This window comes from Rhodococcus sp. SORGH_AS_0303, assembly GCF_030819335.1.
GTDB lineage: Bacteria > Actinomycetota > Actinomycetes > Mycobacteriales > Mycobacteriaceae > Rhodococcoides.
This window is the reverse complement of record NZ_JAUTBO010000001.1, coordinates 1,599,737-1,613,454: the sequence shown is the minus strand read 5'-3', so window position 1 is coordinate 1,613,454 and position 13,718 is coordinate 1,599,737. Positions and strand designations below refer to the sequence as shown.

Annotated in this window: 13 protein-coding genes; 9 read left to right on the top strand and 4 right to left on the bottom strand. The window is 70.5% G+C overall.

Annotation, left to right across the window (positions count from 1 at the left end; all coding sequences use genetic code 11):
• Positions 1-107 precede the first annotated feature (107 nt).
• The 4 genes from QE449_RS07620 to QE449_RS07605 are packed head-to-tail and all read left to right on the top strand — an operon-like array spanning position 108 to position 3,548.
• The gene (locus QE449_RS07620) at positions 108-500 is read left to right on the top strand and encodes a molybdopterin-binding protein (RefSeq protein ID WP_027505607.1); all 393 of its coding nucleotides are present in this window, start codon (positions 108-110) and stop codon (positions 498-500) included.
• Positions 500-1,318 (top strand): ABC transporter permease, encoded by an 819-nt coding sequence (locus QE449_RS07615; RefSeq protein WP_307109691.1) that lies wholly within the window; start codon positions 500-502, stop codon positions 1,316-1,318. Before QE449_RS07620 ends, QE449_RS07615 begins: the two co-directional genes overlap by 1 nt.
• Complete coding sequence (locus QE449_RS07610; protein WP_285185730.1) at positions 1,315-2,424, top strand: sulfate/molybdate ABC transporter ATP-binding protein; 1,110 nt, start codon at positions 1,315-1,317, stop codon at positions 2,422-2,424. The genes QE449_RS07615 and QE449_RS07610 overlap by 4 nt, the downstream gene beginning before the upstream one ends.
• A complete protein-coding gene (locus QE449_RS07605; RefSeq protein WP_307108579.1) occupies positions 2,421-3,548 on the top strand; it encodes a TetR/AcrR family transcriptional regulator in 1,128 nt (375 codons plus the stop codon). Before QE449_RS07610 ends, QE449_RS07605 begins: the two co-directional genes overlap by 4 nt.
• A 36-nt stretch (positions 3,549-3,584) precedes the next feature.
• Here the strand turns inward: QE449_RS07605 and glgX are convergent, their stop codons facing one another.
• Complete coding sequence (glgX, locus tag QE449_RS07600; protein ID WP_222638480.1) at positions 3,585-5,639, bottom strand: glycogen debranching protein GlgX; 2,055 nt, start codon at positions 5,637-5,639, stop codon at positions 3,585-3,587.
• A gap of 150 nt (positions 5,640-5,789) precedes the next feature.
• On the opposite strand from glgX, the gene QE449_RS07595 reads away from it, so the two are divergent.
• Entirely contained in the window at positions 5,790-6,653 is an 864-nt protein-coding gene (locus QE449_RS07595) for a YhjD/YihY/BrkB family envelope integrity protein (protein WP_051613317.1), read from the top strand.
• Here QE449_RS07595 and QE449_RS07590 read toward each other — a convergent pair.
• Both QE449_RS07590 and QE449_RS07585 read right to left on the bottom strand, forming a co-directional pair.
• A complete protein-coding gene (locus tag QE449_RS07590; RefSeq protein WP_307108578.1) occupies positions 6,586-7,311 on the bottom strand; it encodes a CDP-alcohol phosphatidyltransferase family protein in 726 nt (241 codons plus the stop codon). The genes QE449_RS07595 and QE449_RS07590 overlap by 68 nt on opposite strands.
• Positions 7,312-7,321: 10 nt before the next feature.
• Entirely contained in the window at positions 7,322-7,618 is a 297-nt protein-coding gene (locus QE449_RS07585; RefSeq protein ID WP_027505601.1) for a hypothetical protein, read from the bottom strand.
• Between the two features lie 249 nt (positions 7,619-7,867).
• Between QE449_RS07585 and QE449_RS07580 the strand changes: the two genes are divergently transcribed.
• The 4 genes from QE449_RS07580 to QE449_RS07565 all read left to right on the top strand — a co-directional run bounded on the left by QE449_RS07580 (position 7,868) and on the right by QE449_RS07565 (position 12,778).
• Complete coding sequence (locus QE449_RS07580; protein WP_307108577.1) at positions 7,868-8,842, top strand: IS481 family transposase; 975 nt, start codon at positions 7,868-7,870, stop codon at positions 8,840-8,842.
• A gap of 69 nt (positions 8,843-8,911) precedes the next feature.
• Positions 8,912-9,277: a PLD nuclease N-terminal domain-containing protein gene (locus tag QE449_RS07575; RefSeq protein WP_027505600.1), complete on the top strand. Its 366-nt coding sequence runs from the start codon at positions 8,912-8,914 to the stop codon at positions 9,275-9,277.
• Positions 9,278-9,326: 49 nt separating this feature from the next.
• Entirely contained in the window at positions 9,327-11,030 is a 1,704-nt protein-coding gene (locus QE449_RS07570; RefSeq protein ID WP_307108576.1) for an ABC transporter ATP-binding protein, read from the top strand.
• Positions 11,027-12,778, top strand: a complete 1,752-nt coding sequence (locus QE449_RS07565; protein WP_307108575.1) for an ABC transporter ATP-binding protein — start codon at positions 11,027-11,029, stop codon at positions 12,776-12,778. The genes QE449_RS07570 and QE449_RS07565 overlap by 4 nt, the downstream gene beginning before the upstream one ends.
• Positions 12,779-12,781: 3 nt before the next feature.
• Here QE449_RS07565 and QE449_RS07560 read toward each other — a convergent pair whose 3' ends face one another.
• The gene (locus QE449_RS07560) at positions 12,782-13,702 is read right to left on the bottom strand and encodes an MSMEG_6728 family protein (RefSeq protein ID WP_307108574.1); all 921 of its coding nucleotides are present in this window, start codon (positions 13,700-13,702) and stop codon (positions 12,782-12,784) included.
• Between the last annotated feature and the right edge of the window lie 16 nt (positions 13,703-13,718).

Here is a 13,718-nt window from a genome sequence, read left to right as displayed (position 1 = left end):
ACACCCCCGAGTCTGTTCCCGGCCGCTAGCATCACGTGGATGCGCGCCCTCGGTCCCACGTCGTCCGCATCTGCGCCGCGCCCCGTCTCGTTCCGGCGTGCGACCCGATGAGTGATCTGCGTGTCCGAGACGCCGCCGCCCTGGTCGGTGTCAGCGACGACACCGTCCGCCGGTGGATCGAGAGTGGTGTCGTCGAGACGTCGAAGGACTCGGCCGGACGCACCGTCGTGAACGGCGCCTCGCTCGCGGCGCACGCTCGGGCCCGCGCCGCCGCACCGCCGGATCCGAGCGGCACGGTCAGCTCCGCGCGCAACCGTCTGGCCGGACTCGTCACCTCGGTGGTCGTCGACACGGTGATGGCCGAGGTACAGATGCAGTGCGGCGCGTTCACCGTGACGTCGCTGATGAGCGCAGAATCGGTGCGGACACTCGGACTGGAACCCGGCAGCGTCGCCGTCGCGGTGGTCAAGGCGACCACCGTCATCGTCGAGACACCGTGATCTCCGTCCTCGCGGGCGGGACGCGCGGCCACCGCGACGCGGTGCGTCCGCCCGCCTGGATCCTCGTGCCGGCCAGCCTCGGCACGGCGCTCGTCGTGCTCCCTCTCGTGGCGATGCTGCTCTCGGTCGACGTGGCTCGCTTCGTTCCGCTCGTCACCTCGGAGTCGTCCCGGGCCGCGCTGCTGCTCAGCCTGCGCACGGCGGCCGCAAGCACTGTCCTCTGCATCCTGCTGGGGGTGCCGATGGCCCTGGTCCTCGCGCGGTCGACCGGGCGGATCGTCGCCGTCGTGCGCGCACTCGTCCTGCTCCCCCTCGTCCTGCCCCCGGTCGTGGGTGGGCTCGCCCTGCTCTACGCGTTCGGCAGGCAGGGACTGCTGGGTGAACACCTGCGGGCGTGGGGCATCGACATCGCCTTCACCACCACCGCGGTGGTCCTCGCGCAGACGTTCGTCGCCCTCCCCTTCCTCGTGATCAGTCTCGAGGGCGCACTGCGCACGGCGGGCACGCGGTACGAGGTCGTCGCCGCGACCCTCGGGGCCTCACCCGGCACCGTCCTGCTGCGGGTCACCCTCCCCCTGGTCCTGCCCGGGCTGGCGTCGGGTGCGTTGCTCTCCTTCGCCCGTGCGCTCGGCGAGTTCGGCGCCACCCTTACGTTCGCCGGGTCGCTCCAGGGCGTCACCCGCACCCTCCCGCTCGAGATCTACCTCCAGCGCGAGACGGATCCCGATGCGGCGGTGGCCCTCTCGCTGGTCCTCATCGTCGTCGCGATCGTCATCGTGATCCTCACTCGCAGTCGGCGTCCGGCAGGCGTGCTGTGACACCCACCGACACCTCGGTCGTCCTCGACGTCCGTCACCGAGCACGCGGCGCCGACCTCACGCTCACGGTGCCGTCGGGCGGTGTGGTGGCGATCCTCGGACCCAACGGTGCCGGGAAGTCGACGCTGCTGTCGATGGTGGCCGGACTCGTCCGGCCCGACGACGGCGTGGTCCGCATCGGAGCGCGCACCCTCACCGACAGCGCGCAGCGCATCGACGTCCCGCCGCATCGCCGACGGGTGGCTCTCCTCGCCCAGGACGCGCTGCTGTTCCCACACCTGTCCGCGCTGGCGAACGTCGCCTTCGCTCCCCGCGCACGAGGTGCCGGACGAGCCGAGTCCGAGCGACTCGCGCGCCGATGGCTCGAGGCCGTCGACGCGGCAGACCTCGCCGATCGGCGGCCGCGCGCACTGTCCGGCGGACAGGCCCAACGCGTCGCCCTCGCCCGCGCACTCGCGGCGGACCCCGACGTGCTCCTGCTCGACGAGCCGTTCGCGGCCCTCGACGCCGAGTCCGCACCGGCCATGCGCCGCGTGCTCCGCGAGGTGCTCGCCGAGACCTCGCGCACCACCCTGCTGGTGACCCACGACCGCGTCGACGCCCTGACGCTCGCCGGTGAGGTGGCCGTCGTCGACGCCGGACGAGTGGTCGAACACGGCACCGTCCGCGACGTTCTGACGGCTCCGCGTACCCGGTTCGCGGCCGCCCTCGTCGGAGTGAACTCGATCGAGGGCACCATCACCGCTCCGGACACGCTCACGACCGCGTCGGGTGTCGCGGTGCAGGGCCGCGCCCCGGATCCTCTCGACGCGGGCTCATCGGCGGTGGCCCTGCTGCATCCCACCGCCGTCTCCGTCTTCGTCGACCCACCGCGGGGCAGCCCCCGCAACGTGCTGCCCGTGCAGATCGGCCACGTGGAGTCCACCGGCTCGTCGGTCCGCATCACGTCCACCGCGGCCGCGGGTCTGCCCGCGCTGCACGCCGACGTCACCGTCGCGGCGGCCACCGAACTCGACCTCGTGCCCGGCCGTCGCGTCCACTTCGTCGTCAAGGCCGGCGAGGTGGCACTGCACGCCGCGGCTCCCGGCGCGCCCACACCGCGGTGACCGGTGGGTCGCCACGGCCGAGGCGACTGCTCGACGCGGCAGCGGATCTGTTCGGCGCCCGCGGCTACGCGGCCGTCGGCATCGACGACGTCGCGGCGGCCGCGGGCGTCTCGGGGCCGTCGGTGTATCGGTGGTTCGACTCGAAGTACGACCTGCTCCGCACGCTGCATCTGACCGCGGTCGCACGCCTCGAACGGCGCATCGCTCGGGAGGGCGCTCCCGCCGATCACCACGCGCTCGCTCTCGGCGCCCTCACCGTGCGCCGCTCGCTCGGCACGCTGCGCCGCGACCGCCCGCATCTGCACGACCCCGACATCGGTACGGTGACCACGGTTCTCGATGCCGTCACCGCGGCAGCACGTCGTGCCGATCCGATCCTTCGGCCCTCTCGCGACTCCGACGTCACGACTCGGGCGGTGCTGTCCACCCTCTCCAGCATCGGGACGCACCGCCTCGCCGTCCCCGCCGCCGCGGTGCTCGAGGTTCTCGACTCCGCGTGCGCCGCGGTCCTCTCGGCGGACCTGCCGGACGCCGTCGACGATCCGGATCTCCCGCGCGGCGTCCCGCCCGTCGGGCGACGGGACGCACTCCTGCGCTCGGCCGCGGCGCTGTTCGACGAGAACGAGCCCGCCGACGTGACGATGGCGGCCATCGCCTCCTCGGTGGGCATCGCGGCATCGAGCACGTACCGCTGGTTCGGCGGCAAGACCGTGGTGCTGGACGAGGTGTGCCTCGGCGCCGCGCGCCGGGCGGCAGACGAGACGGCGCGTGTGCTCGCCCGGTCGGACACGCCGCACCAGGCGCTGGCCGGACTGGCGCGGCGGCGCGTGGCCCTCGCGACGCGGGCGCCGGCACTGCGGGTACTCCGGCGCCACGGCCTCTCGACCGGTCCGGCGACGGCACGCGAGCTCACCGTGATGGCTCGCCAGGAGCGCGGAGAGTGGGTGCACCTCCTCGCGTCGACGATGCCGGGACGCTCGCGGGCACAGTCGTCGGTTCTCGTCGAAGCAGCGTTCACGGTGGTGGACGACCTGTCACGGCACGTCGACGAGCGCCGGCTCGCCGCGGTGATCACCGCGATGCTGGGTGTGGACGACGGCGGGCCCCGATCACCACATCGGTGATCGGGGCCCGCGTCGGATCTGCCGTGCCGCGACCGGCTACTGAGCCTGCAGCAGCGTGAACGACCTGTCTCGTACCAGCAGTGACGTCGGGTCCTCGCCCACCTCCTGCTCGGGGTCGCTCGAGATCGTGAGCGACCACGTCTCGTCGGGCAGGGTGAATTCGACCGGGGTGTCGGAGGCGTTCATCAGCCACAGGAACACGGTGTCCTCGGCCGACGACTTGAACAGCACGGCGATCGACTTGTTCGATCCGGTGGTCCAGTCGTCGTCACCCATCGCGACGCCGTCCGCGCGCTGGAAGTCGATCGTGTCGGGTCGACCGCCGCTCGTGTCGGTGGTGGTGTCGTCCTCGCCGTGGCGGAACCACACCGGACGCAGCGCCGGATGCTCGCGGCGGAGTGTGATCAGCGCCGTGGTGAACTCGACGAGTGCGTCGTCGGCGACCGCCCAGTCGAACCACGAGATCTCGTTGTCCTGGCAGTAGGCGTTGTTGTTGCCGCCCTGCGAGCGCGCGAGTTCGTCGCCTCCCAGGAGCATCGGAACGCCGGCCGAGAGAAGCAGCGTGCCGAGGAAGTTGCGGCGCTGGCGATCGCGCAGCGCGTTGACGTCCGCATCGTCCGTCGGACCCTCCGCGCCGCATCCCCACGACCGGTTGTCGGACTCGCCGTCCTGGCTGTCCTCGCCGTTCTCCTCATTGTGCTTCTCGTCGTACATCGTGAGGTCGGCGAGAGTGAAGCCGTCGTGCGCGGTGATGAAGTTAACACTCGCGAGGGTGGGCCGGCGATCGTTCTCGTAGACGTCGGGGCTACCCGAGATACGTTGCGCCAGAGCGGGAAGGCTACCCTCCTCGCCGCGCCAGAAGTCGCGGACGTCGTCGCGGAACTTACCGTTCCACTCCGACCAGCGCGCCGGGAAGCCGCCGACCTGATAGCCGGCGGTGTCCCACGGCTCGGCGATCAACTTCACCGGGGCGAGCACCGGATCCTGATGCACCATGTCGAGGAACGCGCTGTGTCGGTCGAGGTCCTCGTCCTGACGGGTCAGGGTGCTCGCGAGGTCGAAGCGGAAGCCGTCGACGTGCATCTCGGTGACCCAGTAGCGCAACGAGTCCATGATGAGGGCGAGTGCGGCGGGATGGCCGACGTTCAGGCTGTTGCCCGTTCCCGTCGTGTCGTAGTACGAGCTGTGGTCCTCGGGGACCAGCCGGTAGTAGGACGCGTTGTCGATTCCCTTGAGGGACAGGGTGGGTCCGAGGTGGTTGCCCTCGGCGGTGTGGTTGTAGACCACGTCGAGGATCACCTCGAGGCCGGCCGCGTGCAGCGCCTTGACCATCGACTTGAACTCGGTGACCTGCCCACCCGTGTCGCCCGCACTGCTGTACTCGTTGTGCGGCGCGAGGAAGCCGATCGAGTTGTATCCCCAGTAGTTCCGGCGACCCTCCTCGAGCAGGTGCGAGTCCTGGACGAACTGATGCGTGGGCAGCAGTTCGACGGCGGTGATGCCCAGCCGTGTCAGGTGTTCGATGGCGGACGGATGCGCGAGGCCCGCGTAGGTCCCGCGGACGGCCTCGTCCACGTTCTCGTCGAGCTGGGTGAACCCCTTGACGTGCACCTCGTAGACGACGGACTCGGACAACGGGATTCTCGGCGCGGCGTCGTCTCCCCAGTCGAACGAGTCGTCGACGACCACGGACCGCGGCATGAAGGGCGCGGAATCGGCGTCGTTGCGGGTCTCGGGCTCGTCGTGATGGTGGGAGAACACCGCTTCGTCCCATTCCACGGACCCCGCAACGGCTTTAGCGTAGGGGTCGAGGAGGAGCTTGGCGGCGTTGTGGCGCAACCCGGCGGCCGGATCCCACGGGCCGTCGACCCGGAATCCGTATCGCGTTCCGACGGACATGTTCTCGACGATGCCGTGGAACACGTGGCCGGTGTACTCGGGCAGTGTCGTCGACGACAGTTCGGTACCGTTCTCGTCGTACGTGACGACGGTCACCGACTCGGCCGTCTCGGTGTAGACCGCGACGTTCGCGCTCCCGTCGGGTCGAAGACTGACACCCGGGGGGTAGGGGGTGGAAGGCTGTCGTGTCACTGATGGCACCAGTTCTCTGTCGTAGGTCCAGCTCGTGGAGGGACCGGAAGTCACCCACGGAAGTCGTGCGGGTCCCAGCGTTCTTACCCGCGCACCGCCCGGACGAAACGGTGCAGGTTGAGCGCACGGGCCACCGGGTAGACATGCCCCATGACGGGCGTCCGCACGACTCGACGCATCGTGCGTGAACGAACGGCCGTCGCGGCGGGAATGCGACGTCGGCTGGCGGCGCGCGACACGGCCCTGGTGGCGGCGGGCATCACGTTCTACGGCGGCATCGCCGTCGTGCCGATGTTGCTGTTGGGTCTGCGCCTCACCACGCTGCTGCTGGGTGAGGAGACCGTCGTCGGGTACGGAGACGCCATCGCCGGACTTCTGCCGGGCGCGGCGGGCGCCCCGGGTGCAGTGCGGACCCTGTTCGACGCCGGGACCCACCTCGGGTGGCTGGGCGGCCTGGTCGCGATCCTGCCCGCCACCTTCTATGGCGAGGGCATGCGACGGGCCCTGCTCGTCTACGAGCCCGTGCGCGAATCGTTCGTCGGCTGGCGCGGTCGCGCGTCGGCGCTCCCGGTCCTGATCGTCACGCCGCTGCTCACCATCCCCGTTCTCGTGGTGGGCAACGCACTCGCCTCGGTGAACGGCGGCATCGGCGCGGGAGCGTTCCGCGTCTGGCTCGGATTCGTCACCGTCTGGCTGGTGCTCGCCGTACCCATCGGATGGACGTACCGGGTGGTCGCGCCGACCACCCTCTCGCGTACGGCAGTCGCGATCGGTGCCCTGACCACCGCGTCCTTCGTCTCGGGATTCCTGCAGGGCTACGTGCTGTTCCTCGCGATACCCATCGACTGGTCGGGCCCGTTCGGCGGCCTCGAACCCGTCGGAGCGGCCGTCGCCACGGTGCTGTGGCTGTTCCTGCTGCACATCATCGTGCTGATCGGCTGGGTGTTCACTCTCGAGTGCGACCGGGTCGCGGAGCGGGAAGCGCACTCAGAGCGTGATGGATCGACACGCTGATCTGACTGAAGCCGACGACGGCGAGGATCAGGGACACGGCGGCACCGATGGTGCCGAACAGCGGACCGGTGTCCACCACCGAGGCTCCCAGGAGAGTCACCACGACGGCGATCACGCGGGACGGGCGCTCCCACACCGTCACGACTCCGATCGACGCCATCCCCGCGGACACCGCGCGAGCCCGCGCCGTCTCGTGCAACAGGGTGAGCAGCGCGACCGCGACCACCAGGGGTGCGGGTGCTCCCAGCACCAGGAGAACCGCGAAGACGAGCATGTCCGAGAGTCGATCGGCCACCGAGTCGGCAACGTAGCCGAATGCCGTCGATCGACCGCGGAGCAGTGCGACGGCGCCGTCGAGGCTGTCCACCAGCGCCGACAGGACGAGAAGCAGTGCCGCCGCGCCGGCACCCCACGGACCGGAACCCGCGACGGCGAGAGCCAGGACAGCGAAGAGAACCCCCACAGCGGTGACCGCGGTGGGGGCGACGCGCGCCCGCGCGAGCGGGCGGGCCAGAACGTACGTGATGGTCAGCCAGCCGTGCACCAGTGCCGACGAGTGCACGTCGTACCCTCCGTGCAGCTCGGACCACGCACGGAAGTACTGCGTGCGAGTTCTCGGCACGATGACGACGGGTTCCGACGCATCGGAACCCGTCACGTGATCGTGGTCAGTGACCACCGGGATCGGTGAGGGACTTGCCCTCGGCCGCCTTGACGCGCTTGCGCTCGAGCAGGACCACGGCGAGGCCGGCGAGCAGGAGAACCGGGCAGGCGATGCCGGCGACCAGCACCCATCCCTCGAAGCCGCCGCCCGCTGCGGTCAGGCCCAGTCCGAGCGCGACGAAGCCCAGCGCCATCAGGAAGTAGCCCGGCCATGCGCGGCTGTCGGTGATGGCCTCACCGGCGTGCGCACGCGTGGTGCGTGCGAAATCCTGCGGCTGCTCGTTCTCGTTCTGCGCGACCACGACTTGTCCTTTCGTCGATACATCCGTGCATGCCCGTCGGACCGCCGGGGGAAACCCGGTCGGTGGGCGCTCACAGAGGGCATTCGGAACCACCTACCCCCGCGACGGCTCGTACGGAGTGACGAGGGCGACGTCGGGCGCTAGGTGTAATGGCCAGGGACGTTGTGGACGGCGTGGCGACAACAGATAGGTGAGGACCTCCGGTATCGGTGTGGTTACCACAACTGCACCGACAACCGAGAGGTCCTCGTGTCCCACGCTAACGCCTCCCTCACCCCTAAGGGACGATTGAAGCTCGCGAGTTCGATCGTCGACGACCACTGGTCCATCCGGCGGGCCGCCGAACGCTTCCAGGTCTCACCGAGCACCGCCAAGAAGTGGGCCGACCGGTACCGGGCCGGCGGGGCGCCGGCGATGATCGACCGGTCCAGCCGGCCCCGCCGCAGCCCCGCGCGCACACCGAGACGCACCGAACGACGAATCGTGGCGCTGCGCTTCACCAACCGGTGGGGACCGCACCGGATCGCCTACCACCTGCACCTGCCGCGCAGCACCGTCTCCGCGGTCCTGGCCCGCTACCGGATGCCGCTGCTGCGCCACCTGGACCAGAACACCGGCCTGGCGGTGCGCCGCCCCGCACCCCGCCGCTACGAACACCCCGCCCCCGGCGACCTGATCCACATCGACATCAAGAAACTCGGCCGGATCCCCGACGGCGGCGGGCACCGCAAACTCGGCCGCACGATCGGCAACCGGCACAACAAGAAACAAGGCCGCGGCTACGCGTTCGTCCACCACGCCGTCGACGACCACTCTCGGCTCGCCTACTCCGAGATCCTCGGTGACGAACGCAAGGAGACCGCCGCCGGGTTCTACCGGCGCGCCGCTGCGTACTTCACCGACCACGGCATCACCATCGCCAGAGTGCTCACCGACAACGGATCCTGTTACCGGTCAACACTGTTCGCCGAAGCACTCGGATCGGTGGTGCACAAGCGCACCCGGCCCTACCGGCCGCAGACCAACGGCAAAGTCGAACGGTTCAACCGCACCCTGAACCAGGAATGGGCCTACGCCCACACCTACCTCTCCGACGAAGCCCGCGCAGCGACCTACCAGGACTGGGTCCATCACTACAATCACCACCGACCCCACACAGGCATCGACGGCAAGTCACCCATCGAGCGACTCACCGTCCACAACCTCCCCGCGAAGAACAGCTAGGGTGAGCGCGTCAACAGACCATGCGGTTCGTGAATCGGGACGTGAACCGCTCTACGTGAGGACGCGCCCGTGCCCTATCTCGGCCTGATCGTCGCCGTGCTCTGGATCTTCTGCCTCATCGACGTCATCACGGCCGACGAGGGTGGCATCCGTCACCTCCCGAAGACGGTCTGGCTCCTGCTCGTCGTGTTCCTTCCTCTCGCCGGGTCCGTGGCCTGGCTCGTGGCGGGCCGGCCCGTCGGCGGCGGCATCTGGGGCGGTCCCGACGCGGGACGCCGACCGAGAGCGACCCGTTTCCCCGAGTACGACGTCCGTCCCGGCCGCGCGGTCGCGACGAACTCCGAGTCCGACGAGGAGTTCCTGCGTCGGTGCCGGGAACGCGCTCAGCAGCAGCGCGACGCCGCCCGTCGCACCAGGAATCCCGAGCACGACTGACGCGTACGCGTCGTCCCGACCGGTCGGCCACGTGGGTTAGGGTCGGCTAATGCATGACGCACCTCCGTCGACCGGCGGGGCCATCCTGCGCCGCACCACCCGGCGCCACCGTGTGCGACTCGTCGGTTCGTCGGCCCTGTTCTGTGTGCACCAGTTCTGCGAGACGATGGTGCCGGTCGCCATCGGTCTCATCATCGGCCGCGCGGTCGAGACCGGCGACGTCACCGCGATGATCGTCTCGTTGCTGGGGCTGGCGGGCCTGTTCGTCGTCCTCTCCTACGCGTACCGCATCGGCGCCCGCATCATCGTCGTCGCGATCGAGCGGGAAGCACACCTGCTACGCGTGGAGGTCGCGGGACGCGTGCTCGACCCGCGCGGCGTCCAGGTCGATCTCGGCTCCGGCGAGCTGTTGACGGTCAGCACCTCGGACGCCGAGAAGACCTCGTGGGCGCTCGACGCCATCGCCCGGGTCGCCGCCGCGGTCACCGCCCTCGTCGTCACGGCGGTGGCACTTCTCGTCATCGATGTGCCGCTCGGGCTGGCCGTCGTCATCGGCACGCCTGTCCTTCTCCTTCTCCTCCAGTTGTGTGCGCCGTTCCTCACCCGCGCCGCGACCGATCAGCAGGCGGAGGTGGCCCGCGTCTCAGGTCTCGCCACCGATCTCGTCAGCGGCGTACGGCCCCTCCGCGGTATCGGCGCCGAGGACGTCGCGTCCCGGCGGTTCGTCCAGTCGAGCCGACGTGCACTGGCCGCGACGATGCGTCTGGCCCGTGGCAACAGCGTGTACCTCGGTGTCTCGGCGACGGTGGGCGCGCTGCTGTCCGCCGCCGTGGCCGGCACGGCCGGGTTCCTCGCTCTCGAGGGCCGGATCTCCGTCGCCGAGCTGATCACTGTCGTCGGACTGGCGCAATTCCTCATCGAGCCGCTGAGTTCGCTCTCCCGACTTCCCGGCTTCCTCGCGGTCATCCGCGGATCAGCGGACCGGTTGGCATTGGTTCTCGGCGCCGACCCGGTGGTCACCTCCACCGGTACGCGGTCCCCCGACACCTCGTCCGTCGGACTCGACGACCTGTCCTACGGGACGTTGACGCATCTCGACCTGCATCTAGGGCGCGGCGAGATCGTCGGCGTCGTCGCCTACCGGCCGCAGGACGCCGATGCATTGGCCGCCGTCCTCTCCGGGCAGGTGTCGCCCGACGACGTCACCGGACGGCTGACGGTCGGCGGCGTCGACGTGACCGAGCTCGCGCTCCCCGAGGTCCGCCGCACCGTGCTGGTGGAACCGCACACGTCGGATCTGTTCGCCGGCACGGTGCGGTCCAACATCGCCCTGGACCGCGGGAGCGACCTCGACGCCGCGGTGACCGCCTCCGCCGTCACCGACATCGTCGCCATGCACGACGGCGGTCTCGACCATCCGGTGACCGACCGCGGTGCCAGCCTGTCCGGTGGGCAACGCCAACGAGTCGCCCTCGCCCGCGCACTCGCGGCGCAGCCACCGGTACTCGTCCTCCACGATCCGACCACCGCCGTCGACGCGGTGACCGAACACGCCATCGCCACCGGCATCGCGGGACTGCGTCACGACGGCGACGCCCGCACCCAGACGACGGTGCTCATCACCACCAGCCCCGCGCTCCTCGCGGTCACCGACCGCGTCGTCGTGCTCGACGAGGGGCGCGTCGCGACCGTCGGCACCCACCACGGGTTGGCGGAGACGGACGAGCGCTACCGAGAGGCGGTTCTGCGATGACCGAACCGACCGCACTGCTGCCCATCGCGAGTGGACGGCGATGCTGGACGTTCCTTCGCGGCGAACTCCGTGCGCGGCGGGGATCGGTCGCGCTCACCGTCGCCATCGGCGTGGTCGCGGCGGCGATGGCGCTGATTCCCGTGTACGTCTTCGGCATGCTCGTCGATCGGGTGACCGAGGGCGCACCGACGTCCACGATCGTCGGTGTCGTGACGGTCATCGGCGCCGCGGCGGTCGCGGGCGGTGTCTTCACCGGGATCGGCGCCTACACCGTCAGTCTGCTCGGCGAGAAGATGTTGGCCTCGCTGCGCGAGCGCGTCCTCGGTCGCGCACTCCACCTCCCGGTGAGCACACTGGAGCGAGTCGGCAAGGGAGACCTGCTCTCCCGCGTCGGGGACGACATCGCGGTGATGGCGAAATCGCTCGGCGAAGTGGTGCCGAACATCCTCGCCGCCGTGCTGCTGGTCCTGCTCAGTCTGATCACGATGCTCGGGCTCGACTGGCGTCTGGGACTCGCGGGCATGGTCGCGATCCCGATGTACGTGATGGCCCTGCACTGGTATCTGCCGCGGTCCGCCCCGATGTACGCCGCCGAGCGCGTCGCGATGGGCGAGCGCGCCCAGTCTCTGGTCAGCAGCATGCAGGGGGCCCGCACCGTGCGGGCGTACGGCATGGAGGGTGAGCACCTCGCGCGCATCGACGCATCGTCCGGCAAGGCTCGCGACATCGCCGTCACCGTCTTCCGTCTCTTCACCCGGTTCGGCTCGCGCAGCAACCGGGCCGAGTGCGTCGGCCTCTCGGTCATCCTCACCGTCGGCTTCCTCCTGGTGCGCGAGGACGCCGTCACCGTCGGTCAGACCACCGCGGCGGCACTGCTGTTCCACCGACTCTTCAACCCGATCGGCATGCTGCTGTACTCGTTCGACGACATCCAGTCGGCCGGGGCCTCCCTCGCACGACTGGTGGGCGTCATCGATCTGCCCGACGACCGCTCCCCCGGGACCGAGGCGGAGCCCGCGGACGGCACCGTCGTCGTGACGAACCTCCGCCACTCCTACGACGGGGTCGACGACGTCCTGCACGGGATCGATCTGCGGATCGACGACGGCACGACGGTGGCGCTGGTCGGCTCGACCGGCGCCGGCAAGTCCACCATCGCCGCGCTCGTGGCGGGCTCGATGCGAGCGGACTCCGGATCGGTCCGGGTGGGCGGGGTGTCGCTCGACGACATCGGCTCCGATCGACTGCGCCGGCACGTCGCGATCGTCAGCCAGGAGGTGCACGTGTTCGCCGGACCGCTCATCGACGATCTGCGGCTCGCGGCACCGGACGCGGATCGGGAGACGGTCGAACACGCGCTGCGGACGGTCGGCGCGCACTCGTGGGTGAGCACCCTCGAGGACGGTCTCGACACGGTGGTCGGCGAGGGCGGCGTCGAGCTGACTCCGTCTCGCGCGCAACAGATCGCACTGGCCCGCATCGTCCTGGCCGATCCGGCGGTCGCCGTCCTCGACGAAGCCACCGCCGAGGCCGGCAGCGCCGGCGCGCGCGACCTCGAGGAGGCCGCCCGGGCCGCCACTCGCGGACGGACGACGATCGTCGTCGCCCACCGCCTCACCCAGGCGGCGAGCGCCGACAGCGTCGTGGTGCTCGAGCACGGCCGCATCGTCGAGCAGGGGCCGCACCGGGACCTGGTGGAGGCCGGCGGCCGGTACTCCGAACTCTGGTCCGCGTGGCGAGGGCGCTAGTCCTCACGTCGTCAGACGGAGCGACGGAACAGCCGCGAGCTCGCCCGGCACCGCGGCATCGGACGTGACCACCAGCGCGTACTCCCCGGCATCGCGCACGGTCGCGCCACGGCGGAACACGCGCAGACGCCCGGGATCGCGGCCCTCTGCCCGCATCGCCTCGACGTCCTCGGGGGTCGGCTCGCGCGCGACGGACGCCGACACCGTGCCACCCGGCTCGGCGGACGGTTCGGGCAGCGGGAGGTCGGGAGCGAGCGGGTCGGTGTCCAGCAGGAGAGCCGTGCGGCCCGGCCGCACCAGCGCTGCAGCGACCGTCAGCAGACGGTGGCTCGTCGTCCGCACCTGCGCGGATCGGCCACGGTGCAGGGCCCGCAGGGCGGACCACTCCTCCGTACCCGGGTCGAACAGCTCTGCGGGCGCGCCCATCTCGATCATCGAGGACACCACGGCACTGGGCGTGGTGTCGCCGACCGTCAGAGGCCAGCGCGGGAAGAGGGATCCGGGCCAGACGTACCCGGTCTCCCCCGCCCAGTCGGCCGGGTACGCCTGCGGCGCCTTCGCGGCCAGGGCGCGACGATGGCTCGCGTGCACCGAGTCGTCACCGAGCCAGGGCGGCAGTCGGCCGTCGTCGCGCAACTCGTCGTACGTCCACGCACGCCCGTCGCTGTAGTCGAGGAGCCGTGCCTCCAGGGCCTCCGCCCGCCCGCGGGCCGCCCACTCCCGGCAGGTCGCGATCCCGTAGGCCACGAGCGCCGGGGTGAATCCCCGCCACATCACCACCGCCGGGTGGTTCTTCCACCCGTAGGAGGGCCATACCAGGGCGCGCAGGATCTGGAAGGTCTCGACGCGTTGCTTCCCGAGCCGCTTGTCGTCGAGCAGCTGTGCGCTGCGGGCGAAGCCGGGGTCGGGGAGGAACGTCTGCATTTCGAGAGGGTGACCG

Bases quoted from the DNA above. Each gene is read 5' to 3' on its own strand.
- QE449_RS07570 (WP_307108576.1), top strand. From the start codon at position 9,327: ATGCATGACGCACCTCCGTCGACCGGCGGGGCCATCCTGCGCCGCACC.
- QE449_RS07620 (WP_027505607.1), top strand. From the start codon at position 108: ATGAGTGATCTGCGTGTCCGAGACGCCGCCGCCCTGGTCGGTGTCAGC.
- QE449_RS07595 (WP_051613317.1), top strand. From the start codon at position 5,790: ATGACGGGCGTCCGCACGACTCGACGCATCGTGCGTGAACGAACGGCC.
- QE449_RS07565 (WP_307108575.1), top strand. From the start codon at position 11,027: ATGACCGAACCGACCGCACTGCTGCCCATCGCGAGTGGACGGCGATGC.
- QE449_RS07560 (WP_307108574.1), bottom strand. From the start codon at position 13,702: ATGCAGACGTTCCTCCCCGACCCCGGCTTCGCCCGCAGCGCACAGCTG.